Source organism: Qipengyuania sp. JB2-7 (assembly GCF_055693485.1).
This window is the reverse complement of the sequence record NZ_CM146335.1, coordinates 1,947,207-1,968,675: the sequence shown is the minus strand read 5'-3', so window position 1 is coordinate 1,968,675 and position 21,469 is coordinate 1,947,207. Positions and strand designations below refer to the sequence as shown.

The following is a 21,469-nucleotide window of genomic DNA, read 5'->3' as shown; positions in this document are numbered from 1 at the left end:
GCCGCGATGCGGCCTGATATTCTCAACCCTCTTTTTGCTGAAACTGATACGCTGGAAGGCGTTGGGCCTAAGCTAAAAAAGCCGTTGGAGAAGCTTGGGCTGACGCGCTTGCGCGATTTGGCGTATCACCTGCCGGAACGGTTTGTGACTCGCCGCGCAGTTGAAACACTTGATGAAGCGAGCGAGGGCGAACAGGTCATCATTGCGCTCACGGTGACGGAGCACCGTGCGGGCGGCAGTCGTCGAGCGCCCTATCGCGTTTTCGCGCAAGACAGCATCGGTAATGTCATGGTGCTGACATATTTCGGGCGCGCGTCGTATACAGCCAAGAAGCAATTGCCGCAGGGCGAGAAGCGCTGGGTCGCGGGCAGGCTCGATCGATATGGTGACATGCTGCAAATCGTGCATCCTGATCACGTGTTGGAGGAGGGCGGGGATACTCTCGGGCAGCTATGCGAGCCGGTCTATCGTCTGTCCGAAGGGCTCACGCAGCCGCGCATCGCGGGGCTGGTTCAACAATCGCTTTCCAAGCTTCCTGACTTGCCCGAATGGTCGGATACTCAGCAGGTCGACAAAGAAGGCTGGCCGAAATGGCGCGATGCGCTGCTGCTTTCCCACAAGGGGGATCATGCCAAGGCGCGCGATCGACTGGCTTATGATGAGCTTTTGGCGAACTCCTTGGCGCTCATGCTGGTTCGTGCTGACAACCGCCAACGGCGCGGGCAACCTTTGGTGGGTGATGGTCGCTTGCGTGATCGTCTGGACCTACCGTTTGAAATGACGGGTGCGCAGGTGCGTTCGATTGCCGAGATTGAAGGCGACCTTGCGCAGGAAGCGCCGATGCTGCGACTGCTGCAAGGTGACGTTGGTGCGGGTAAAACGGTGGTCGCATTGGCGGGGATGCTGATCGCTGTCGAGGCCGGTGCACAGGCGGCATTGCTGGCTCCGACGGAAATTCTCGCGCGACAGCACTTTGAAACCATGCGCAGACTAGCAGAGCCGACCGGAGCGCGAGTCGCGCTGCTGACGGGCCGTGATAAGGGCAAAGCGCGCGAGGCCACGCTGATGGGGCTGCTGGATGGCAGCATTGATATCGTTGTTGGAACCCATGCGATATTTCAGGACAAGGTCGCATACAAGAACCTAGCTATGGTGGTGATTGATGAGCAGCATCGCTTTGGCGTGGGCCAGCGGCTTATGCTCGCCAGCAAAGGCAAGAGCGCGCCGCATGTCCTCGCGATGACCGCCACGCCGATTCCGCGCACGCTGACTTTGGCGCAATATGGCGAGTTGGATGTCAGCAAGCTCGACGAACTGCCGCCGGGCAGACAAGCGATCGAAACCCGGGTAGTTGGACAAGCGCGGATTGATGAAGTCGCTGCCGGTGTGGAACGTCACATCGCGACCGGTCAGCAAGCCTATTGGGTGTGTCCAATGGTTCGCGAAAGTGATTTTGCGACCGAGGATATTGCTGCTGCGGAAGCGCGCTATGCGGCGCTTAAAGAGCGTTTTGGTAAGGATGTTGTCTTGGTCCACGGGCAGCTGGCCAGTGAGCTCAAAGATGCAGCAATGGAGCGCTTTGCCAGCGGCGATGCAAAGGTGCTGGTCGCGACGACCGTTATCGAGGTTGGCGTTGATGTGCCGAACGCGACGCTGATGGTGATTGAGCAGGCAGAGCGGTTTGGTCTTGCGCAACTACACCAATTGCGCGGGCGTGTGGGGCGGGGTGCGGAAAAGTCCGTCTGCCTGCTGATACGCGGCGACACGTTGTCGGAGACGGCGAGAGAGCGGCTGGCGTTGATGCGAGAAACCCAAGATGGCTTTCGCCTGGCTGAGGAAGATTTGCGCCTTCGCGGGGGCGGAGAGTTGCTGGGCACGCGGCAGTCGGGCGATACACCTTTCAGCGTCGCCAGTCTCGATCAGATCACGAAGTTGCTTCCGATTGCCTATGCTGATGCTCAGGTTGTGATGGCTCGTGATGGTGGGCTCGACGGTGTGCGCGGTGAGGCGGCTAGAATGCTACTCTATTTGTTTGAGCGTGATTGGGGCGTGCGCACTTTACGCGGAGGATGATACCTAAAGTTCAGCTGGGCTTTAGTTTGTCAACCAAGGCATTAGCAGCGGCAGAAACGTCTTCCCACGTATCGTCAAAACGCTCTTCGCCATCATAGTACGGATCGGCAATTGATGCGCCTTCTCGGTACGGGCACCAAGTCCATCAAAAGAGATACGTGCGCCGCGTTTCCTTCAGGCCTGACGGCTTCGATATTGCGCAGGTTCTGATGATCCATTGCGAAAATATGCGTGAACCGCGTAAAGTCTTCGGTGGCTAACTGTCGTCCCTGATAGTGAGAGATATCAATGCCATGAACTCCGGCTGTGGCGACTGAGCGCGGATCTGGCGGTGACCCGATATGATAGCCAGCAGTTCCAGCACTATCGATTTTACAGTTCAGCCCAGTTTCCTCAGCGGTTTTGCGAAATGCTGCTTCCGCCAGTGGTGATCGGCATATATTGCCAAGGCATACAAACAGAATGGCGGGATGTGTCATCTGGGCAGACTACTGGACTGCTCTTTCAACTGGCAATAGGGCCTAGGATAAATTTATCGGAGATACTGCCATGCGTTCGCTTCTCGCCACTTTAGCCGCTTCAAGCCTGCTTGCGACCTCGCCGGTTTTGGCGGGTCCAGTCGAGGACTATGAACAGTTGCGCGAAGAGGTGTGGCAGGCCACTTTGGATGGCAGCCCACAATTGGCGACAAGCATCGGAGACCGCCGCGGCGACGGGAAATTGAGCGACATGTCGCTGGCGGAATATGACCGTACACTCGCGGAAAGTGAGGCCTTCCTTGCGCGGCTCAATCAGATCGACGAAAGCGCGTTGCCGGTCGATTTGCAGGTTGACTATGCAATTCTCAAACGCAGCTTTGAGGATGGCATTGAAGGGGCGGGTTTCGACCATACGAGATACGTGCTGTTCACCAATCGCGGCGGTTGGTTCAGCGGCTTCGCGTCGCTTCCACATCGGTCTCCACTTTTCACACTCGCAGATTACGAGAGCTATATTTCCCGTCTGGAGGCGTACGCAGAGCTAAACGCGCAAGGCATCAATCGCAGCCGAGAAGCTATTTCGCGAGGCCTGACGCAACCGTGCGAGCCGATGCAGGGGCTTGAAGATCGGATCGCAACTCAGATCGTGGACGATTACACGACCTCGCCGTTCTGGCGACCATTTGCAGAAAAGCCCGCCACAATATCTGACGAAGAATGGGAAAATCTGAGAGATCGCGCCAGTGTCGCGATGGAGGAGGCGGTGCTTCCTTCCTATCGCGATTTTCTGACGTTCTACACTGAGGAATACGCGCCCAATTGTCGCACCGGCACGCCCGGCATTTCGGCGACGCCGAATGGCGAGGAATACTACGACCATCGTGTGCGCAGCTTCACAACGACAGATATGACCGCCGACGAGGTGCACAATCTCGGCCTGTCCGAAGTGGCGAGGATTCGTGCGGAGATGGAGGAAGTCGCCGCTTCGGCAGGATACGACACGCGCGAAGCCTATATCGAACATCTACGTACTGACCCGCAATATTACATGACCGATGCTGACGAGTATCTTGCCTACACCCAAGCATTGGCGAAGCATATTGATGGCTTTATGCCCAAGCTGTTTGGCCGCTTACCGCGCCAGCCATACACCGTTTTGCCAATTCCTGCCGCGCAAGCTCCAGGCAACACCACCGCTTATTACGAGCGTGGCTCGCTGGAGACCGGCCAACCGGGCATCTACCGCCTGAACACGACAGAGCTTGATCAGCGCCCCCTTTGGGAATTACCGGCTTTGGGTGTGCACGAGGCCGTGCCGGGGCATCACCACCAGATCGCGTTGCAGCAGGAATTGGACGTGCATCCACTTCGCGCCAACGGTACGTACTTTACCGCCTTTGTAGAGGGGTGGGGTCTCTATTCAGAACGGCTTGGCATCGAAATGGGATTATATGATACGCCAGCCAAACAGATGGGGCGTCTGAGCTATGAAATGTGGCGTGCGACGCGTTTGGTAGTTGATACGGGCATCCACTCGAAAGGGTGGAGCAAGCAGCGTGCGGTGGATTACATGCTCGATAATACCGCGCTCAGCCCGGCAAACATCGATGCAGAGGTCAACCGCTACATCACCTGGCCGGGACAGGCTCTGGCATATAAAGTCGGCGAGCTAAAGATCCGCGAACTTCGTTCGAAGGCTGAGGAAGTGCTTGGCGCTAATTTCGACATTCGCGCATTTCATGACACCGTTTTGGAAAACGGGGCCGTGCCCTTGGATGTGCTGGAAGCTTATGTTGATCGCTGGCTTTCCCTTGCATCAGCTGATGCCATGGCAAGCGAGGCTGCAGTAGCGGGTAACTAGACCGGATTATCCGCGAGCACCTTTTCGACGATTGGTCGAATTTCAACGATGGCTTTGAGGCGCGCGCCGAGCAACGCCGTTCCGCTCACTTTACGTTGTACGAACAGCGTTTCGGGCGGCGGGACGTGCCATGCTTCTTTGTCCTGTGCGATGGCCATGCCCTCATCGCGCAGGATCGGGACGAAAGCTCTGTCACCAAAGTCGAAAGGCTCTTCGCTGGCCATTTCGCCAACGATAATATCGATCATACGGTCGATACGGTCACGGTGTTTTTCGACCGCAGCGGGCGACACAAAATCTGCCTCATAAGACGCTTGCAGTACGCGCTCAGGATCGCGAGCCAGGCCGGCTTCCAACAAGTTGCGATAAGCCAGCGCAATATCAGGCTCAATCACTCGTGTCGCCCCGAAATCCAATAGCACGATCCGGCCAGTGTCGCGTTGATAGCGGAAGTTCGCAAAGTTCGGGTCTGTTTGCATAAAGCCGAACTCGAACAGCTCACGCGCCACCAATCGCATCATTTTGGCGAACAGGACATTGCGCGTTGCTTGTGGCTCGTCTTCGAGGCTTTCGATGGGGACTCCCGGTTCAAAACTCATCGCGAGTATACGCTCGCGGGTAAGTTCGACGTCGAGCTCAGGAATGACGAAATCTGGCTCGTCAGACAGCATCTTCGCATAGGCGCGCATCATCGCCCCCTCGCGTTGATAATCTGCCTCTTCGTGCAACTGTTCCTTGGCGGCTGCCAGCAAAGGATCAAGATCGAGATGTTTGGGGAGGAGGCCCGAAACACTGAGCAAAGTTGCCACGTTATCGACATCGCTATCGATACTCTGCGCGATGCCGGGATACTGGACTTTGATCGCCAATGTGCGGCCATCAGGTGTGACTGCACGGTGGACTTGTCCGATTGATGCGGCCGCAATCGGGCGCGGTTCGAAACGGCGAAACCGTTTGCGCCAATCATCGCCCCACTGCTCGCGCAGAACCTTATCGAGCTGCTTTGGCGGCATGAAATTCGCGCGGTCGCGCAAGGTTGCGAGAATTTCAGAGAGTTCGGCCGGTAGAACGTCGCCCGCATCCATGCTGATCATCTGGCCAAGCTTCATCGCCGCGCCGCGCAGATGGCTAAGCCGGTCTGTGACCCGCCTTATGTTTCCCGGCGTCAGGATCAGCTGGTCCATGGTGGGCCGTTCACCCGCAGCAAGTCGACGTGCGCCCTCAGCGAGCATTCCGCCTGCCATGCCACCCGCCAGCCGGCCAAAGCCGCTTAAGCGCCCAATCCGGCTTGATGGAACAGCGCGATGTTTGGATGGGCCGTCTCTGTTGCTGTCGTCTGCCATGATTGAATGCGGCTCCTGTGTCACCGGGTAATGAGTGAAAGGCTGCAACGTTCCTGTGGACTGTGGCGAAGGCGGCGCACTACGACTGGTTCGATGGGGTGACAAGCACGGCCTTTCGAAGCTAGCACGTGCTGCATGGCCGAACATTTCGAACAGCAATATCTCGATCTAATGCGCCGCATCTGGAGCGAGGGTAGCGAGCGGGTCGACCGCACGGGCATAGGCACGCGGTCTGTCATGGGCGCCATGCTGCGGTTCGATCTGACGAACGGAGCTATGCCGCTCATAACCACCAAACGCGTTTACTGGAAAACTGCAACGCGCGAGATGCTGTGGTTTCTCACCGGCGAGACCAATATTCGTCCACTGGTGCTGCAAGGTGTCAAAATCTGGAACGAGTGGCCGCACGCAAATTACGTCAAACAGACCGGTGATCAGATCGCGCTGGATGATTTTGTGCAGCGCATTGCCGACGACCAGGATTTTGCAGAGCGCTGGGGCGATCTAGGGCCTGTTTATGGCAAGCAATGGGTTGACTGGCCGACATTCAGCTATCGCAAGGATGGCCTTTATGAGCGTGGCGAGGGCATCAATCAGGTTGCAGAAGTGGTCGAGAGCCTGCGCAACAACCCGGGTAGCCGCCGCCATATTATTGAAGGGTGGAATGTTGCGCAGCTTGATCAGATGGCGCTGCCACCTTGCCACAAGACCTATCAATTCCACGTTGCTGATGATCGACTGAACTGCGTTCTTTATCAGCGCAGTTGCGATGTGGCATTGGGCCTGCCGTTCAATCTGTGGTCCGCCGCTCTGCTAACGCGCATGCTTGCCCAGCAGACCGACTTAAAGCCGGGTGAACTTGTGTGGATGGGTGGAGACACGCACCTTTATCTGAATCACGAACATCTCATCACGGAACAGCTGAGTCGTGCGCCGCAAGGCAACCCCACGCTTGAAATAGTCAGACGCCCGGAAAGCATTTTCGATTACAAAATCGAGGACTTTCTGGTAGAAAATTACACACCGCATCCCCCGATAAAGGCGCCTGTTGCGGTCTGATCTACAACGCTTGACCGCCCGAAATCGCTGCCATAGGCCACGCCCACACGCTTTTACTGGGAGAGTAAGCTTATGGCCGAAAAGGCCAAGCGCGAGAATGCTGGCAGCAATAAACCTGCCCTAGAGCTGCATGTTCCTGAGCCCAAATACCGGCCAGGTGACACAGCGGATTTCTCGCATATCGACATAGGCGAAGCCGGGGCGATGCCGCGCCCGGACGAGACTTGCGCTCCGGCGGACATGCACGACTTGGCATATGGTCTGGTTCGGGTTCTTGGCGAAGACAACAAGGCGCACGGCCCCTGGGACCCGAAGCTCGATCCAGAAACGCTGCGCACGATGCTGCAGCACTTTTCAACGACGCGCGCCTTTGACGAGCGCATGTTCCGTGGTCAGCGGCAGGGTAAGACCAGCTTCTATATGAAGTGCACTGGAGAGGAAGCGACGAGTATTGCCACCTCAATGGCGCTGGCCAGCGACGATATGATCTTTCCCAGCTATCGTCAGCAGGGCATCTTGATCGCGCGCGGCTATCCCCTAATCGAGATGATCAATCAGATTTATTCGAACAAAGGCGATAAATTGAAGGGGCGCCAGCTCCCGATCATGTATTCGAGCCGCGAGCACAGTTTCTTCACGATCAGCGGCAATCTGGCGACACAGACCCCGCAGGCGGTTGGCTGGGCGATGGCCAGTGCAATTAAAGGTGACAGCCGCATCGCGGCAACATGGGTAGGCGAGGGGAGCACGGCAGAAGGAGACTTCCACAGCGCCTGCACTTTTGCGACGGTTTATAACGCGCCGGTCATTCTTAACGTCATCAACAACCAGTGGGCGATCAGCAGTTTCAGCGGCTTTGCCGGGGGAGAGCGAACTACCTTTGCTGCGCGTGCCTTGGGCTATGGCCTTGCTGGCCTGCGTGTAGATGGCAATGATCCGCTGGCATGCTACGCGGCGGAACAATGGGCCGCCAACCGCGCCCGGGCCAATGCCGGTCCGACATTGATCGAGTTCTTCACATATCGCGCAGAGGGGCACTCTACTTCTGACGATCCGAGCGGCTATCGCAGCGCGCAAGAACAGAAAGAGTGGCCCTTGGGAGATCCGGTCACCCGCCTGAAGGACCACCTCATTGCGCTCGGCGAATGGGATGAAGATCGTCAGGCCGCGATGGATCTTGAAGCGGCTGAGCTGGTCAAAAAGACAACCAAGGAAGCCGAGGCCAATGGGATCCTTGGCCATGGCTTGCACCACCCGTTCCGCACAATGTTCCAAGACGTTTACGAGGATCTGCCTTGGCATCTTGAGGAACAGGCTGCACAGGCCAAGAAGGAACGTGAGATCAAGTGGCCCGGAGAGGAGCCTTGGTCATGAGCATTGAGACTCAAAAGAAGGGCGTCGACAACGCTCAGACCGAGCGCCGCCTCAATATGATCGAGGCGATCAACGACGCGCTCGACGTAACCATGAGCCGCGATGATGACGTGATCGTTATGGGCGAGGATGTCGGCTATTTCGGCGGCGTGTTCCGCTGTACCGCTGGTTTGCAGGAGAAGTACGGCAAGACCCGCGTATTTGACACCCCAATCTCGGAATGCGGGATTATCGGGGTTGCGGTTGGCATGGGTGCATATGGCCTGCGCCCGGTGCCGGAGATACAATTTGCCGATTACATTTATCCCGGTCTTGATCAGCTGGTTAGTGAAGCGGCGCGACTGCGCTATCGCTCTGCTACGGAATATATCGCGCCGATCACGGTACGCTCTCCTTTTGGTGGCGGGATTTTTGGTGGGCAAACGCATAGCCAAAGTCCGGAAGCTATTTTCACCCACGTCGCCGGATTGAAAACCGTTATTCCCGCCACACCGCATGATGCGAAGGGGCTTCTCATCAGCGCGATCGAAGACAATGATCCCGTGATATTTTTCGAGCCGAAACGTATTTATAATGGGCCGTTCAGCGGGTTTTACGACAAGCCGGTCGAGCCATGGAAGAAGCATAGAGACAGCGTGGTGCCCGAGGGGCATTATACGATACCGCTCGGCAAAGCGCGAAAAGTCAATGAAGGTGATCAGTTAACAGTGCTCGCCTATGGAACGATGGTTCATGTCGCTGAGGCGGTATGCCTGGATAAAGGCGTCGATGCGGACATTCTGGATCTGCGCACGCTGGTTCCGCTTGATATTCAGGCGATTGAGGCATCAGTGGAGCGCACCGGAAAATGTTTGATTGTGCACGAGGCCACGCGGACATCGGGGTTCGGCGCAGAGCTGTCTGCGCTGGTAACTGAACGCTGTTTTTATCATCTCGAGGCGCCTGTTGAGCGCGTTACCGGTTTCGACACACCCTATCCGCACAGCCTTGAATGGGCCTATTTCCCCGGCCCGGTTCGCATTGGCGAAGCAATTGACAAGCTTTTGAGCGAGTAACGCAGTTATGGCAAAGTTCACATTCAACATGCCCGACGTGGGCGAGGGCGTTGCCGAGGCGGAAGTCGTCGAGTGGCACGTGAAACTCGGCGATACGGTCAGCGAGGATCAACATCTCGTCGACGTCATGACGGACAAGGCGACGATTGACATTGAAAGCCCGGTTGATGGCACGGTAATCGAACTGGCTGGTGAGCCTGGCGATACGGTTGCGGTCGGTTCAATGTTGCTGGTGATCGAGGTCGAAGGCGACACACAAGAGGCGCCTGCGGAAGATAGTAAACCAGAACAGAAGCCTGAACCCAGTCCAGAGCCGGAACCTGCGCCTGCACCGGTCGAGAAAGTCGAACCTGAGCCGGAACTCACTCCAGAACCGGAGCCATTGCCTGCGCAAAAAACCGATGCGAAGGTCCTTGCAACTCCGGCGGTCCGCAAGCGGGCGAGAGATCTCGGCATAGACCTTGGCGAGGTTAAGCCTGCCGCTGATGGCCGCATTCGTCACGCTGACCTGGACGCGTTTCTTTCATATTCCGGGGGTTCTCACCCGCAGCGCCTGCGCGTTCTGACGAGGAGCATAAGGTTATCGGCATGCGCCGCCGTATTGCCGAGAATATGGCCGCATCCAAGCGCAACATCCCGCATTTCTCTTATGTCGAGGAAGTCGATGTCACGGACCTTGAGGTTATGCGAGCGCAGCTTAATGCCAATCGCGGCGACAGGCCCAAGCTGACCATTCTCCCACTGCTGATCACCGCCATTTGTAAGACTATACCTGACTTTCCGATGATCAACGCGCGTTATGATGATGAGGCGGGCCTCGTCACGCGGCATGGCGCGGTGCATCTGGGTATGGCGACGCAGACCGATGCTGGCCTGATGGTGCCGGTCATCCGTGACGCGCAGGGCAAGAATTTGTGGCAGCTTGCAAATGAGATCGGTCGGCTTGCGGATGCTGCACGCACTGGCAAAGCGAAGTCTGACGAGATGTCTGGCGGCACGCTGACGGTGACGTCGCTCGGTCCTTTGGGCGGTGTTGCGACAACGCCGGTCATCAATCGGCCAGAGGTCGCGATTATAGGACCCAATCGGATTATTGAACGTCCGATGTTTGTGCCCGACGGGCAGGGCGGTGAGCGGATCGAGAAACGCAAGCTGATGAATATCTCGATCAGCTGCGATCACCGCGTTGTTGATGGCTATGATGCGGCGAGCTTTGTCCAGGCGCTTAAAAAGCTGATCGAAACTCCGGTCCTTATCATTTCAAACTGATATCAACTGTCGGACTCGGCATAGACTGCTTCGGACATGGATAAAGCAGATTCGGCGGCCCACGCCCCCGTTGCAGCCATCGCCAGGCTAAAAAATAGCAACCCTGTTCGCATTTCGACCCCCGTCATCTTGGTTGCGCAAGTGTCGCGCGAGAGAGTCAAGATGGGGTTAAAGATAGTGCTGATTTACACTTGATTACAAGATGAGCGGATTAATCGCATAGCGGCCAAAAAACCGCTTCTTCGGTTGTTGACAGCCAATGCGCGCTGCACTAGTTGGCGCGCTCCCAAGCGGTGCAAACCCATTTTATGCGGGTGTAGCTCAGTTGGTTAGAGCGCCGGCCTGTCACGCCGGAGGTCGCGAGTTCAAGTCTCGTCACTCGCGCCACTTGGGATTTCAAACAGCGCGGTTACTGCTCGTTTGTGCTGGTCGCGCAAGCCTCAGCATCACGCGTCCAAGTGATCGCATTCCTAAGAAACCTGCGATAATTCTCGTTGTCATAGACTGTGTGGCTGTGCCCAAGCCCGGAATAGACCACTCGGCCCGTTTTCACACAGCGAGCCCAGGCAATTGGATGTTTCTCGGGCATATCCCCCATCCGCAAATCTTCGTGATCGCCGTAAAGCAGGTTTTGCGGGCTATAGCTGCTCTCATCCAGACCTAGCAGCGGCGTGGCATCACCCAGCTTTTCTGCCGTATCAAAGCTGTACCATTCATCATTTTGGACCCAGTCCGCAGGGACACCAGCAAGGATTGGATGATCTGGCGCCAGATTTACGACGCGCGCATCCTGAAACTGGGGGTCCGCGGGATGGCCGATAAATTCCGGACCGATCACGCCTTTATCATACCACGGCCAATCGCCATGCGAGTTATCGCCTGCGCTGTGCAATCCGATCCACGCGCCCCCGGCTTCGAGCCACGTCTGAAAGGCAGTTTCCTGATCTTTAGAAAGGGCGTTGCCAGTCATGTTATTGAATACGACTATTTCGAAACGTGCCAGCTGTTCCGGATTGAAAACCGCTGCATTGACCGTTGTGAACAGCCCCATGTCATTCTCGGCTGCATATTCTGCCAGGAAACGATCAGCGCCGGCGATCCCCTCATTGTGACGCCACCCGCGCGTTTTCGAGAAAACGAGGATCGCAGGCTGCGTCATATAGGGAGTGATTTCTGGCTGAAGCGTGTCGTGAGACGTTCCGACTGACTGTTGGGAAGCGGCCATCGGGCCAAGAAGAACCACGAAGATTATAGCTGCCGCTTGCACTGCCTTTGCGGTCACGGACTTCATCCCCACTTACCGGTCTCCATCCAGATTAAAAAGCGGCGCAGCGGCAGTAGCCAGATAAGCCCGAGCGTCAGATACACGGTAGTTTGGATGAGAGTAGGCCAAGTGTGAATATACTCTGGCACAATCAGCGCGACTGCAATGCCATACACGGTGAGAACCATAAGCAGGCCCAAAATACCCAGCGGAATTCGAATGGTTGGTTCTTCACGCATCAAAAGGGTCCGTACATTCTTGTCGGTGTGACTATAGCGCTCAAACGCTGATCATGTTCCTCAGTTGGGAGCGTTTCGACCAGCTGACAATCCCAGGCAAGGCCGATAGCGAGTGTATTTGGGTGCAGTGCGAGCCAGCGGTCATAGTGCCCACCGCCCTGTCCGAGCCGGTCACCTGTTTCAGTGAAGCCAACGAGCGGCACAAGCAGGATATCTGGGATCAGGGCTCGAGCGCCGGGTTTTGGCTGGACAATACCGAACGGCCCCTCCTCGCAGTCACTTTCGTCAAATGGGTCGGAATGTTCGGCGAATTCCATTGAGGCCGTCGGTTCCAAGAAACGGGGAAGGGCGAGGATATGCCCTCTCTCATGGAAGAATCGCGCATATCCGCCTGCGGGCGCTTCTGATGGAGCGGCGTGATACAGTCCGGTGGTTGCGTTTTGCGAGATCAGCTCCAGTAAGGGCGCAGGCGGTCGGCTCAGGATCAGCGCTCTGACGTTGTCTGGAAGCGCTGCGACGTGATCGCGGCGTTTCTTGCGCAATTGTTTGCGAAGGGTGGCTTTTGCTTCGTGAAGATCGTGAGGCATCGGTCAGACGAATAGTGATCGGGCCGCAGGCCCGCAAGCCCGGCCGGGCGCCCGCAGCGATGCGATCTTTGATCGCTGTGAGCGAGGAGATCGCGCGCCGGATGGCGTGCTGACTTAAGAAGGTGGCGGAACCACTATGGGTCGTTCTCCGAGAAATCCTCCGACGCCTAAACGTCAGGTGGGCGCCGTATATCCTAGATCCCAGGTTCCACTCCGAAGAGCGCAGGGGCCCATAATCCAAGACAGGGACAGCTCCCTAGGAATTGCTTATAGCCTCAGGGATATTCAAAACGGCTCGTGCCGAGCAGTCCCGCCATCACCCTATGTAGGAGGCCGGGGTCTCGCTCTCAAGCATATCTGCTGTCTTTTCTAATCTGGTCGCCAAAGCTTCAAGCTCTGCGGCGATTGAGTCGGTGTTCATTTGCGACGGGGAAGGTGCAGAATTGGGCGCGGCAGCAGGGGACGCTGGGTTGCGATTTTTCGCCTCGTCCAACTCGTCCGCCAAAAAAAGGGCTGCAAACAGAAGGTCTTTCGTCTCTATCTTTGAAAGATTGTCTCCAAGTGCGGTCATCCGCTCGTCGATCATTCCCGCAAGCTTGCGCACATGATCTTCCTGACCGTCTTCGCAAGCCAGCGAGTAATTGCGCCCACCAACGAGTAGCTTCACCTCACTCACTGTTCGAACTTCCCAATCAACTCGTCGAGGCGAACAAGAGATGCCGAGACAGATTGCCGCAAAGCGCGGTGCTTCTCTGCCAACTTGTTGTGTTGTGCGCTTGAATTCGCCGCATTTTGTTCGATCCGCGACAAAGCGGTTTCGATGCGGTTACGCGCAGCGGTGATCCGATCATCCTCCATCCTGCGCTCCTCTTTAGCCATATTAACTTTTTCAGGCAAAGCTTTGGCGCATCCTGTTGATAACTCGCCTCAGGCGTAAGGCAGCCGGTAAAGCCATGCTGCATCGCTTGACCTCCACAACTCGGTCCGCGAAGGCTTCTCAGCAATCGAATCGACCGAATTCGCGGGAGCCTTCCTTCATGAGTTTCGACACTGCGCGCCTTGTCAGCATGGCCAATGCAATCAGGGCCCTTTCCATGGACGCGGTGCAAGCCGCAAATTCTGGCCATCCGGGCATGCCTATGGGCATGGCTGATGTGGCGACGATCCTGTGGACTGAATATCTGAAATATGATGCGAGCGCGCCGGATTGGGCGGATCGCGACCGCTTTGTGCTGTCGGCAGGGCACGGCTCGATGTTGATTTATAGCCTGCTGCACCTCAGCGGTTACGAGCGGCCGACGATGGACGACATCCGCAATTTCCGGCAACTCGGCTATCCATGCGCTGGCCATCCCGAAAACTTCCTGCTGGAAAGCGTTGAGTGCACCACCGGTCCTTTGGGCCAAGGTCTCGCAATGGCCGTCGGTATGGCGATGGCGGAGCGACACCTGAACGCCAGTTTCGGCGACGATCTCGTCGATCATAAGACATGGGTGGTCGCTGGCGATGGATGCCTCATGGAAGGGATCAATCATGAAGCTATTGGTCTCGCAGGTCACCTGAAGCTGGGCCGTCTCAACGTCCTGTGGGATGATAACAACATCACTATCGATGGCGGTACTGACCTTTCCACCAGCGAAGACATCAAGGCGCGCTATGTCGCAACCGGATGGCACGTGGTGAGTTGTGATGGGCATGACTTTGACGACATTCGTCGCGCTTTGGATGAGGCGCAGAGTGACGATCGCCCCTCGTTGATCGCGTGCAAAACCGTGATCGGCAAAGGCGCGCCAAACAAGCAAGGAACCAGCGCGACGCATGGTGCGCCCTTGGGGGATGATGAGATTGCGGCTGCTCGTGCTGAGCTTGGCTGGTCGCATGCTCCGTTTGAGGTGCCTGAGGACATTGTGAGCGACTGGCGCTTGGCAGGATCGCGCGGTGCCGCAGCCCGTGCTGACTGGGATGCGCGTCTCTCAGCTTCCGATCATCGCGCAAACTTTGCTGCTCGTATGGCTTCTGTGGCGGATCATGCCGGTCCTGCGCTTGAAGCCCACATTCGAGGACTGGCTACTGAGCCGCAAAAGGTCGCAACGCGCAAAGCGTCTGAAATGGCGCTTGGCCCGCTGACTGAGGCGATCCCGCATCTGGTCGGCGGTTCAGCTGACCTCACCGGATCAAACAACACAAAAACCGCCAGCACGCTGCCAATGACAGCAGACGACTATAGCGGGCGCTACGTTTATTATGGCATCCGTGAATTCGGCATGGCCGCCGCGATGAACGGTATGGCATTGCATGGCGGTGTTGTGCCGTATGGCGGTACATTTCTGATCTTCAGCGATTATTGTCGCAACGCCATCCGCCTTTCCGCCCTGCAAGAGGTTGGAGCGGTCTATGTCATGACGCATGACAGCATTGGCCTGGGGGAAGACGGTCCAACGCACCAACCCGTGGAACAGGTTATGAGCTTGCGCCTGATGCCCAACCTCAATGTCTACCGGCCATGCGATACAATTGAGACGGCGGAATGCTGGGCGTTGGCTCTGCAGACCCAAGAAACGCCTTCAGTGTTGGCCTTGTCGCGTCAGGGTTTGCCGCAATTGCGCGGTGAAGGCGATGAGAACTGGACTTCGGCCACCAGTCGCAGCGCGAAGGGCGCGTATCGGCTACGCAATGCGTCGGCAGAACGCCGGGTTGTGATTATCGCGACCGGCTCCGAAGTCGCACTGGCGATCGAATGTGCCGATGCTTTGGAGGCTCAGGGGATCGGCTGCGATGTCGTTTCTATGCCGTGCGCCGAGCTGTTTGATGCGCAAAACGCGGCGTATCGGAAAGAAACACTGCCAGCAGGCACGCTAAAAGTTTCGATTGAGGCCGGTAGTACACTTGGCTGGGAGCGCTATACGGGTACGGACGGAGTTAACATTGGAATTGATCGCTTCGGTGCGTCGGCGCCAGCGGGCGATCTGTTCGCCAAATTCGGTTTCACTGTGGACGCCATCGTTCCACAAATCAAAGATGCGTTAAACGCTTAAAATCAGGAGTTTCCCCAATGACCACGAAGGTTGCCATTAACGGATTCTGTACCGCATCGGACGCCTTGTCGCACGCGCTATTCTAGAGCGGAACGATCACGACCTTGAATTGGTATCGATCAACGATCTCGCTGATACCAAATCTAACGCTCTTCTGTTTCAATATGACAGTACACATGGCCGCTTTCCAGGCTCAGTTGAGGTTGCTGATGGGGCCATCATCGTCAATGGCGCGTCTATCGCGGTCACAAGCGAACGCGATCCGGGTAACCTGCCGCATGGTGAGCAGGGCGTTGATATCGTTCTGGAATGTACTGGCTTCTTCCAATCGCATGATGCCGCTGAGCCGCATCTGAAGGCTGGCGCAAAGCGGGTGTTGATCTCCGCTCCTGCGAAAAATGTATCTGCAACAATTGTTTATGGCGTGAATCACGAAACGCTGACAGCTGAAGATGTGATCGTTTCAAATGCCAGCTGCACCACCAACTGCCTCTCCCCGATGGCCAAGGTGTTGCATGAAACTGTTGGTATCGAGCGCGGTTTTATGACCACCATTCACAGCTACACCAATGACCAGCGCATGCTCGATCAGATGCACGGCGATATGCGGCGTGCTCGCGGCGGTGCGCAGAACATGATCCCAACCACAACTGGCGCTGCGCGTGCCGTTGGCTTGGTTCTACCAGAGCTTGCTGGTAAACTGGATGGGTCCTCCGTCCGCGTTCCAACGCCAAACGTTTCGCTAGTCGATCTGGTATTTACGCCTGGTCGCGACACTTCCGTAGAGGAGCTGAACGCAGCGCTTAAGGCGGCCGCCGATGGTCCAATGATGGGCGTCCTCGATTACACAGATCAACCGCTCGTCAGCAGCGACTTCAACCACTATCCGGCCAGTTCCACCATCGACAGCCTCGAAACATCTGTCATGGAGGGCAAGCTCGCCCGCGTGGTCAGCTGGTACGACAATGAATGGGGCTTTTCCAACCGGATGATCGACACAGCCGGTGTGATGGCAAAGTTCCTCTAAGGAGGCGATGATGGCCGGCTTCAAAACTCTCGATGATCTCGGCGATATAGCTGGCAAAGTCGCGCTGGTGCGCGTTGACTTGAATCTGCCCATGCAGGGTGGTTCTGCTACCGATGTAACGCGCGTCGAGGCGGTTAAGCCAACCATTCTGGAACTGTCTGAGAAGGGAGCGAAGGTTCTGCTGCTCGCGCATTTCGGGCGCCCAGGCGGTAAGCGCTCTTCAGTCCTCTCGACCAGCATGGTTCAGGGCGATGTTGAGGAAGTCCTCTGCAAGGAAATTATGTTTGTGCCTGAAGTTGCCGGGCCAGTGGTTGAGCAATCCCTTGGTATCCTAAGCAATGGCGATATCGGACTGCTCGACAATGTGCGTTTCTGGCCGGGTGAGGAGGCCAATGATGCTGAGTTTGCGGAGGCAATCGCCGCGCACGGCGATTTCTATGTCAATGACGCGTTTTCGGCTGCTCACCGTGCTCATGCGTCCACCGAAGGTTTGGCCCGTATCCTGCCTGCTTATGCTGGCCGCGCGATGGAGAGAGAGCTGAAAGCACTTGAAGCTGCGTTGGCTAAGCCAGAAACGCCAGTCGCGGCAGTGGTAGGCGGCGCGAAAGTGTCCACAAAGCTTGCCGTTCTCGAAAATCTCGTCGGCAAGGTCCAGCACCTGATAATCGGCGGGGGAATGGCTAACACCTTCCTCGCCGCGCGCGGTGTGGACGTCGCAAACTCGCTGTGTGAGCACGATCTGACCGACACGGCGAATGCGATCATGGATAAGGCTGATCACGCCGGATGCACGGTGCATTTGCCGTATGATGTGGTTGTGGCGAAAGAGTTTGCCGCGAACCCGCCAAGTTTGCGCACCTGCAATGTCCACGAGGTTGCCGAAGAGGAGATGATCCTCGACGTCGGCCCACAAGCAGTTGAAGCTTTGGGTGACGTGCTCAAAACCTGCCGCACATTAGTACTCAATGGTCCGCTTGGTGCGTTTGAAACTGAGCCATTTGACGCGGCAACCGTGGTGTTGGCTAAGATCGCAGCCGCGCTCACACAAGACGGCTCTTTGACGTCGGTGGCGGGCGGCGGAGACACCGTTGCTGCGCTCAACCATGCGGGCGTTGCGGCTGATTTCACCTATATTTCAACAGCTGGTGGCGCCTTCCTGGAATGGATGGAGGGCAAGGAATTGCCCGGAGTTGCTGCTCTGGCAGGCTAAGCCATTATGGAAACGCGCCAGCTTTTCGCTACCCCGTTCGCCGTTGACACCTTGCAAAGCGACGAAGGCATCCGTGTTCTTCGTGCTGCAATAGAAGCGGAGCATGAGCGCGAGGGTGCTGGGGTTCAGATATCCAATATCAATGGCTGGCATTCCAACACGCAGATGATCGATTGGGGCGGGGAAGCCGCAAAGGCGCTCGCCTACAAAGCCATGACCATGGCCGATGCGTTGACGGTGGACGCCAAGAGTCCCGACACAAGTCGCTATGGCTGGATTCCCGAAATGTGGGCGAATGTCAGCGTAGCGGGATCGGCCAATCAGTACCATTACCATCCAGGCAGCTTTTGGTCTGCGGTGGCCTACATCGACGACGGCTATGGCGGCGACGATGATCCGACACTTGGCGGTGAGTTGCAGCTTATGGATCCGCGTATGCCTATGGTCCGCATGACAGCACCGGATTTGCGTATTCGCGATGCGAATGGCTCGGTTCAGCAAAATGAGATGCCGATCCGTCCGAAAACCGGCATGATCGTGTTGTTCCCAAGCTGGTTGCAGCATTCAGTGCGACCGTTTCAAGGTAGCGGAACGCGCATTTCCATAGCTATCAATCTTATCGCCGCGCTTGCCAAGGCAAGGTAATTTTCAGATCAAAGCCTGTCTCATTTTGATCACTAACGAATATCGGGATTGGGGTGGCAACGTTGTCAGATTGCCGCTTGCAATCGCCATGTCTAAAGCCCGTTTGTCAGTGCGAAAACGCACAATCAAACAGAGCAATAGCAGGACCAATCCCCATGAATTTTGACGACATGAAACGGCAAATGGCTGAAGGCAAAGGCTTCATCGCGGCGCTCGATCAAAGTGGGGGATCAACGCCGAAAGCGCTGCGCGGTTATGGCGTAGAAGACGGCGAGTGGAACGGCGACGACGAGATGTTCGCCAAAATCCACGAGATGCGCAGCCGTGTGATCACTTCACCAAGTTTCGGCAACGGCAAGGTCATCGGCGCGATCCTGTTCGAAAAAACCATGGATGGCGAGGTGGATGGAAAATCCACCGCAGATGCATTGAAAGCGCGCGGCATCGTGCCGTTTATCAAGGTGGATCAGGGGCTTACTGACGAAGCTGACGGTGTTCAACTGATGAAGCCGCTCGATAAGCTGCCTGCGCTGCTCGAAAAGTCTGTCGCCAAAGGCATGTTCGGGACGAAGATGCGCTCTGTCATCAAGTCCGCAAATGCAACCGGAATCGCAGCTATTGTTGCGCAGCAGTTTGAAGTCGGCAGTCAGATCGCTGATGCGGGCCTCGTCCCGATGCTTGAGCCTGAGTATGACATCACCACTGCAGATCGCGCGGAAGGTGAGCAAATCCTTTTGGCCGAGATCATGAAGGGTCTCGATGCTCTACCGGAGGGGCGTCAAGTGATGCTTAAGCTGTCAATTCCGGTTGAACCGGGGCTTTACACGCCAGCTATTAATCACCCCAATGTGCTCCGTGTGGTTGCATTATCAGGTGGATACTCGACGGATGAGGCTTGCGAGCATCTGGCGAAAAACCCCGGTATGATCGCGAGCTTCAGCCGCGGATTGCTTCAGGACTTGCGTAAGGACCAATCTGACCAAGAGTTCGACAGTGCGCTGGGCCAAGCGATTGAGAAGATCTGCACTGCATCAGTTGTTTGATTGGCTTGGCGCAGACGCGCTGCGGCGCTACTGCGTCAAACATGCAGTCACAGCTTTACCTGATTTCGCCGCTTGATGTGAGTGGTGCCTTTCCCGACCGGCTTGCGCGCGCGCTTGCGGCTGGGCCGGTTGCGGCATTCCAATTTCGGGTAAAAGACCTTGATCAGCATGAGGCCGCACGGCTCGCGGCACCTTTGCAAGAAATCTGTGCCGCGAAAGATGTTGCTTTCATCGTTAATGACAGCGTGCCTTTGGCCAAGCGTTTGAAGGCGGACGGCGTCCATTTGGGGCAGGGCGATGGCGATCCGCGCGAGGCGCGCGAGCAACTTGGCCATGATGCGCAAATCGGGGTGACCTGCCATGCTTCCAAACATCTCGCGATGGAAGCGGGTGAATCGGGCGCAGACTACGTGGCATTCGGCGCATTCTACCCGTCACAAACCAAGGATAAGGGCGATGCTGTCCGTCCGGATACGGCGCTGCTCGAATGGTGGTCGCAGCTGTTTGAGATACCCTGTGTTGCGATTGGCGGGATTTTGCCCGGCAATGCCAAACCGCTGATCGATGCGGGGGCAGATTTCCTCGCCGTATCGGGTGGCGTCTGGTCCGGTGATGAAGAAAAGGCTGTGAGAGCTTACGCTGAAATCATAGCCGCGGAGAAGACGGCATGACCTTCGTAGATCGATTACTGACCATTGTCATTACCGCGACCTTGACGAGTGCGGTTTGGATTGTGGCGGGTGGGAGCCTTATCGAAAACGCGAGTTCGCTGAGCCAACGGGATGTCACCAGGCCAGCAGAAGCTGCGCCTAGTCCGACGGCATCACCGACAGGTGCTCAGGGCGATACTGCCGATGCCCCAGCAGAACCTCAAACCCAGCAAACGGAAAGCGCGGCGGCGGGGCTGGCGCAAGACGCCGCTCAAGCGCCGACCGCTGAAGAGGTTCGCACTTTGCTGGTGCCCGTACTAAATGTGCGTCCGGGTGATCTCACCGACACGTTCCGGGCTTCTGGCGGGCTGGGTGGCTCACTCCATGAAGCGCTTGACATTATGGCGCCGATTGGAACGTCGGTTGTCGCGGCCGCGCCGGGCACGATAGAGCGGATATATCGTTCAAAAACGGGCGGCAATACGATTTACGTGCGCTCTGCTGATCGCAAGACCATTCACTATTATGCGCATCTCGATGGCTATGCAGAAGGGTTAAAGCAAGGGCAGCGCGTGCGCCGAGGACAGCGGTTGGGCACGGTTGGCGCAACAGGAAATGCGCCGGATGATACCCCACACCTACATTTCGCGATTCTGAAAACTACGCCCGATGCGGAATGGTGGGAACCTGCCAACGCTGTGAACCCGTACCCGCTTCTGACGAGGGCCGACGTGCGCTAAGGTCGATAGCGTCCTATTCGATGACAGCGCAGGCGGCCAAGAGAACCGTCTTGCTGCATTTCTTGCAAAAGGCCTGATGCGCGTCGTTTGAAGCGTTTGTCCTTCATCGGGCCACGTGAGAACACGACTTCATCGCCAACCTGTAGATACACGCCGCGTCCCTCAGGCGTTTTATATCGAGAGGCGCTGGTGATTGAAAAACCGCGCCCTTTCTCAACCACCCATGCGTCGCCATCTGCTGACCCGGGCAGGCCGCATTCATAGTTTCCGCGCTCAAGTGTATTGAGCCGGTCCAGAGCCTGCGCGGCAGGGGCGAGCCCGAGAAGGGCGAGGGTCACCAAAAGGATTCTCGTTAAGGCCATTGGAAGTTCGGTCTCCTCATCTCTCAGGGCGCTAGCATCAATTACCTGACTCTTAGATGAGTGATCGCATCGCGGGATACAATGCTCCATCTTGCTCCTTCACGTACCGCTCAGCTAAGCGAACCACCTACGCACAGCGCATTGGCGCGGCAAA

Annotated in this window: 18 protein-coding genes, 1 tRNA gene, 1 other RNA gene and 3 pseudogenes; 14 read left to right on the top strand and 9 right to left on the bottom strand. The window is 56.8% G+C overall.

Translation table 11 applies throughout. The features are described from left to right. Nucleotides 1–6: 6 nt before the first annotated feature. Nucleotides 7–2,073 (top strand): ATP-dependent DNA helicase RecG, encoded by a 2,067-nt coding sequence (gene recG / locus ACZ1GM_RS09860; protein WP_472678539.1) that lies wholly within the window; start codon nt 7–9, stop codon nt 2,071–2,073. 10 nt (nt 2,074–2,083) lie between these two features. Here the strand turns inward: recG and ACZ1GM_RS09855 are convergent. Beyond that, a pseudogene (locus ACZ1GM_RS09855) lies at nt 2,084–2,552 on the bottom strand (low molecular weight protein-tyrosine-phosphatase). A 70-nt stretch (nt 2,553–2,622) separates the two neighbouring features. On the opposite strand from ACZ1GM_RS09855, the gene ACZ1GM_RS09850 reads away from it, so the two are divergent. Further along, nucleotides 2,623–4,413 (top strand): DUF885 domain-containing protein, encoded by a 1,791-nt coding sequence (locus tag ACZ1GM_RS09850; protein ID WP_472676307.1) that lies wholly within the window; start codon nt 2,623–2,625, stop codon nt 4,411–4,413. On the opposite strand, the gene ACZ1GM_RS09845 is transcribed toward ACZ1GM_RS09850, so the two are convergent. Further along, nucleotides 4,410–5,756 carry an ABC1 kinase family protein gene (locus tag ACZ1GM_RS09845; protein ID WP_472676306.1) on the bottom strand — a complete coding sequence of 449 codons (1,347 nt, stop codon included), beginning with the start codon at nt 5,754–5,756 and terminating at the stop codon, nt 4,410–4,412. The two genes, ACZ1GM_RS09850 and ACZ1GM_RS09845, sit on opposite strands and share 4 nt — an antisense overlap. 135 nt (nt 5,757–5,891) lie before the next feature. Between ACZ1GM_RS09845 and ACZ1GM_RS09840 the strand changes: the two genes are divergently transcribed. The 5 genes and pseudogenes from ACZ1GM_RS09840 to ACZ1GM_RS09820 all read left to right on the top strand — a co-directional run bounded on the left by ACZ1GM_RS09840 (nt 5,892) and on the right by ACZ1GM_RS09820 (nt 10,900). After that, complete coding sequence (locus tag ACZ1GM_RS09840) at nt 5,892–6,815, top strand: thymidylate synthase (RefSeq protein ID WP_472676305.1); 924 nt, start codon at nt 5,892–5,894, stop codon at nt 6,813–6,815. A gap of 72 nt (nt 6,816–6,887) precedes the next feature. After that, nucleotides 6,888–8,189, top strand: coding sequence for a thiamine pyrophosphate-dependent enzyme (locus ACZ1GM_RS09835; protein WP_472676304.1), 1,302 nt, complete (start codon nt 6,888–6,890; stop codon nt 8,187–8,189). After that, the gene (locus ACZ1GM_RS09830; RefSeq protein WP_472676303.1) at nt 8,186–9,244 is read left to right on the top strand and encodes an alpha-ketoacid dehydrogenase subunit beta; all 1,059 of its coding nucleotides are present in this window, start codon (nt 8,186–8,188) and stop codon (nt 9,242–9,244) included. Before ACZ1GM_RS09835 ends, ACZ1GM_RS09830 begins: the two co-directional genes overlap by 4 nt. Before the next feature lie 7 nt (nt 9,245–9,251). Further along, nucleotides 9,252–10,513: pseudogene (locus ACZ1GM_RS09825) on the top strand (dihydrolipoamide acetyltransferase family protein). A gap of 310 nt (nt 10,514–10,823) precedes the next feature. Beyond that, nucleotides 10,824–10,900, top strand: a tRNA-Asp gene (locus ACZ1GM_RS09820). A 22-nt stretch (nt 10,901–10,922) separates the two neighbouring features. On the opposite strand, the gene ACZ1GM_RS09815 is transcribed toward ACZ1GM_RS09820, so the two are convergent. The 6 genes from ACZ1GM_RS09815 to ACZ1GM_RS09790 all read right to left on the bottom strand — a co-directional run bounded on the left by ACZ1GM_RS09815 (nt 10,923) and on the right by ACZ1GM_RS09790 (nt 13,482). Next, nucleotides 10,923–11,804, bottom strand: a complete 882-nt coding sequence (locus ACZ1GM_RS09815; RefSeq protein ID WP_472678538.1) for a ThuA domain-containing protein — start codon at nt 11,802–11,804, stop codon at nt 10,923–10,925. Continuing rightward, nucleotides 11,801–12,016, bottom strand: a complete 216-nt coding sequence (locus ACZ1GM_RS09810; protein ID WP_472676302.1) for a DUF2842 domain-containing protein — start codon at nt 12,014–12,016, stop codon at nt 11,801–11,803. Before ACZ1GM_RS09810 ends, ACZ1GM_RS09815 begins: the two co-directional genes overlap by 4 nt. Continuing rightward, a complete protein-coding gene (locus tag ACZ1GM_RS09805) occupies nt 12,016–12,603 on the bottom strand; it encodes a 5-formyltetrahydrofolate cyclo-ligase (RefSeq protein WP_472676301.1) in 588 nt (195 codons plus the stop codon). Before ACZ1GM_RS09805 ends, ACZ1GM_RS09810 begins: the two co-directional genes overlap by 1 nt. 124 nt (nt 12,604–12,727) lie before the next feature. Next, nucleotides 12,728–12,917, bottom strand: a non-coding RNA gene (gene ssrS, locus ACZ1GM_RS09800) — 6S RNA. Nucleotides 12,918–12,919: 2 nt separating this feature from the next. Continuing rightward, entirely contained in the window at nt 12,920–13,279 is a 360-nt protein-coding gene (locus ACZ1GM_RS09795; protein ID WP_472676300.1) for a cell division protein ZapA, read from the bottom strand. After that, the gene (locus ACZ1GM_RS09790) at nt 13,276–13,482 is read right to left on the bottom strand and encodes a hypothetical protein (protein WP_472676299.1); all 207 of its coding nucleotides are present in this window, start codon (nt 13,480–13,482) and stop codon (nt 13,276–13,278) included. The genes ACZ1GM_RS09795 and ACZ1GM_RS09790 overlap by 4 nt, the downstream gene beginning before the upstream one ends. A 158-nt stretch (nt 13,483–13,640) precedes the next feature. Between ACZ1GM_RS09790 and tkt the strand changes: the two genes are divergently transcribed. The 7 genes and pseudogenes from tkt to ACZ1GM_RS09755 all read left to right on the top strand — a co-directional run bounded on the left by tkt (nt 13,641) and on the right by ACZ1GM_RS09755 (nt 20,953). Then, nucleotides 13,641–15,638 carry a transketolase gene (gene tkt, locus ACZ1GM_RS09785; protein ID WP_472676298.1) on the top strand — a complete coding sequence of 666 codons (1,998 nt, stop codon included), beginning with the start codon at nt 13,641–13,643 and terminating at the stop codon, nt 15,636–15,638. A gap of 17 nt (nt 15,639–15,655) precedes the next feature. Then, a pseudogene (gap, locus tag ACZ1GM_RS09780) lies at nt 15,656–16,665 on the top strand (type I glyceraldehyde-3-phosphate dehydrogenase). 10 nt (nt 16,666–16,675) lie between these two features. After that, entirely contained in the window at nt 16,676–17,875 is a 1,200-nt protein-coding gene (locus tag ACZ1GM_RS09775; RefSeq protein WP_472678537.1) for a phosphoglycerate kinase, read from the top strand. A gap of 6 nt (nt 17,876–17,881) precedes the next feature. Further along, a complete protein-coding gene (locus ACZ1GM_RS09770) occupies nt 17,882–18,520 on the top strand; it encodes a 2OG-Fe(II) oxygenase family protein (protein WP_472676297.1) in 639 nt (212 codons plus the stop codon). A 155-nt stretch (nt 18,521–18,675) separates the two neighbouring features. After that, entirely contained in the window at nt 18,676–19,563 is an 888-nt protein-coding gene (locus tag ACZ1GM_RS09765) for a fructose bisphosphate aldolase (RefSeq protein WP_472676296.1), read from the top strand. Nucleotides 19,564–19,604: 41 nt separating this feature from the next. Next, entirely contained in the window at nt 19,605–20,234 is a 630-nt protein-coding gene (gene thiE / locus ACZ1GM_RS09760) for a thiamine phosphate synthase (RefSeq protein ID WP_472676295.1), read from the top strand. Then, nucleotides 20,231–20,953, top strand: coding sequence for a M23 family metallopeptidase (locus ACZ1GM_RS09755; RefSeq protein ID WP_472676294.1), 723 nt, complete (start codon nt 20,231–20,233; stop codon nt 20,951–20,953). Before thiE ends, ACZ1GM_RS09755 begins: the two co-directional genes overlap by 4 nt. On the opposite strand, the gene ACZ1GM_RS09750 is transcribed toward ACZ1GM_RS09755, so the two are convergent. Then, complete coding sequence (locus ACZ1GM_RS09750) at nt 20,950–21,315, bottom strand: elongation factor P (RefSeq protein ID WP_472676293.1); 366 nt, start codon at nt 21,313–21,315, stop codon at nt 20,950–20,952. The two genes, ACZ1GM_RS09755 and ACZ1GM_RS09750, sit on opposite strands and share 4 nt — an antisense overlap. Between the last annotated feature and the right edge of the window lie 154 nt (nt 21,316–21,469).

Bases quoted from the DNA above. Each gene is read 5' to 3' on its own strand.
- ACZ1GM_RS09765 (WP_472676296.1), top strand. From the start codon at position 18,676: ATGAATTTTGACGACATGAAACGGCAAATGGCTGAAGGCAAAGGCTTC.
- thiE (WP_472676295.1), top strand. From the start codon at position 19,605: ATGCAGTCACAGCTTTACCTGATTTCGCCGCTTGATGTGAGTGGTGCC.
- recG (WP_472678539.1), top strand. From the start codon at position 7: ATGCGGCCTGATATTCTCAACCCTCTTTTTGCTGAAACTGATACGCTG.
- ACZ1GM_RS09770 (WP_472676297.1), top strand. From the start codon at position 17,882: ATGGAAACGCGCCAGCTTTTCGCTACCCCGTTCGCCGTTGACACCTTG.
- ACZ1GM_RS09805 (WP_472676301.1), bottom strand. From the start codon at position 12,603: ATGCCTCACGATCTTCACGAAGCAAAAGCCACCCTTCGCAAACAATTG.
- ACZ1GM_RS09750 (WP_472676293.1), bottom strand. From the start codon at position 21,315: ATGGCCTTAACGAGAATCCTTTTGGTGACCCTCGCCCTTCTCGGGCTC.
- ACZ1GM_RS09775 (WP_472678537.1), top strand. From the start codon at position 16,676: ATGGCCGGCTTCAAAACTCTCGATGATCTCGGCGATATAGCTGGCAAA.
- ACZ1GM_RS09810 (WP_472676302.1), bottom strand. From the start codon at position 12,016: ATGCGTGAAGAACCAACCATTCGAATTCCGCTGGGTATTTTGGGCCTG.
- ACZ1GM_RS09755 (WP_472676294.1), top strand. From the start codon at position 20,231: ATGACCTTCGTAGATCGATTACTGACCATTGTCATTACCGCGACCTTG.
- ACZ1GM_RS09830 (WP_472676303.1), top strand. From the start codon at position 8,186: ATGAGCATTGAGACTCAAAAGAAGGGCGTCGACAACGCTCAGACCGAG.
- ACZ1GM_RS09835 (WP_472676304.1), top strand. From the start codon at position 6,888: ATGGCCGAAAAGGCCAAGCGCGAGAATGCTGGCAGCAATAAACCTGCC.
- ACZ1GM_RS09845 (WP_472676306.1), bottom strand. From the start codon at position 5,756: ATGGCAGACGACAGCAACAGAGACGGCCCATCCAAACATCGCGCTGTT.
- ACZ1GM_RS09815 (WP_472678538.1), bottom strand. From the start codon at position 11,804: ATGAAGTCCGTGACCGCAAAGGCAGTGCAAGCGGCAGCTATAATCTTC.
- ACZ1GM_RS09840 (WP_472676305.1), top strand. From the start codon at position 5,892: ATGGCCGAACATTTCGAACAGCAATATCTCGATCTAATGCGCCGCATC.
- tkt (WP_472676298.1), top strand. From the start codon at position 13,641: ATGAGTTTCGACACTGCGCGCCTTGTCAGCATGGCCAATGCAATCAGG.
- ACZ1GM_RS09850 (WP_472676307.1), top strand. From the start codon at position 2,623: ATGCGTTCGCTTCTCGCCACTTTAGCCGCTTCAAGCCTGCTTGCGACC.
- ACZ1GM_RS09790 (WP_472676299.1), bottom strand. From the start codon at position 13,482: ATGGCTAAAGAGGAGCGCAGGATGGAGGATGATCGGATCACCGCTGCG.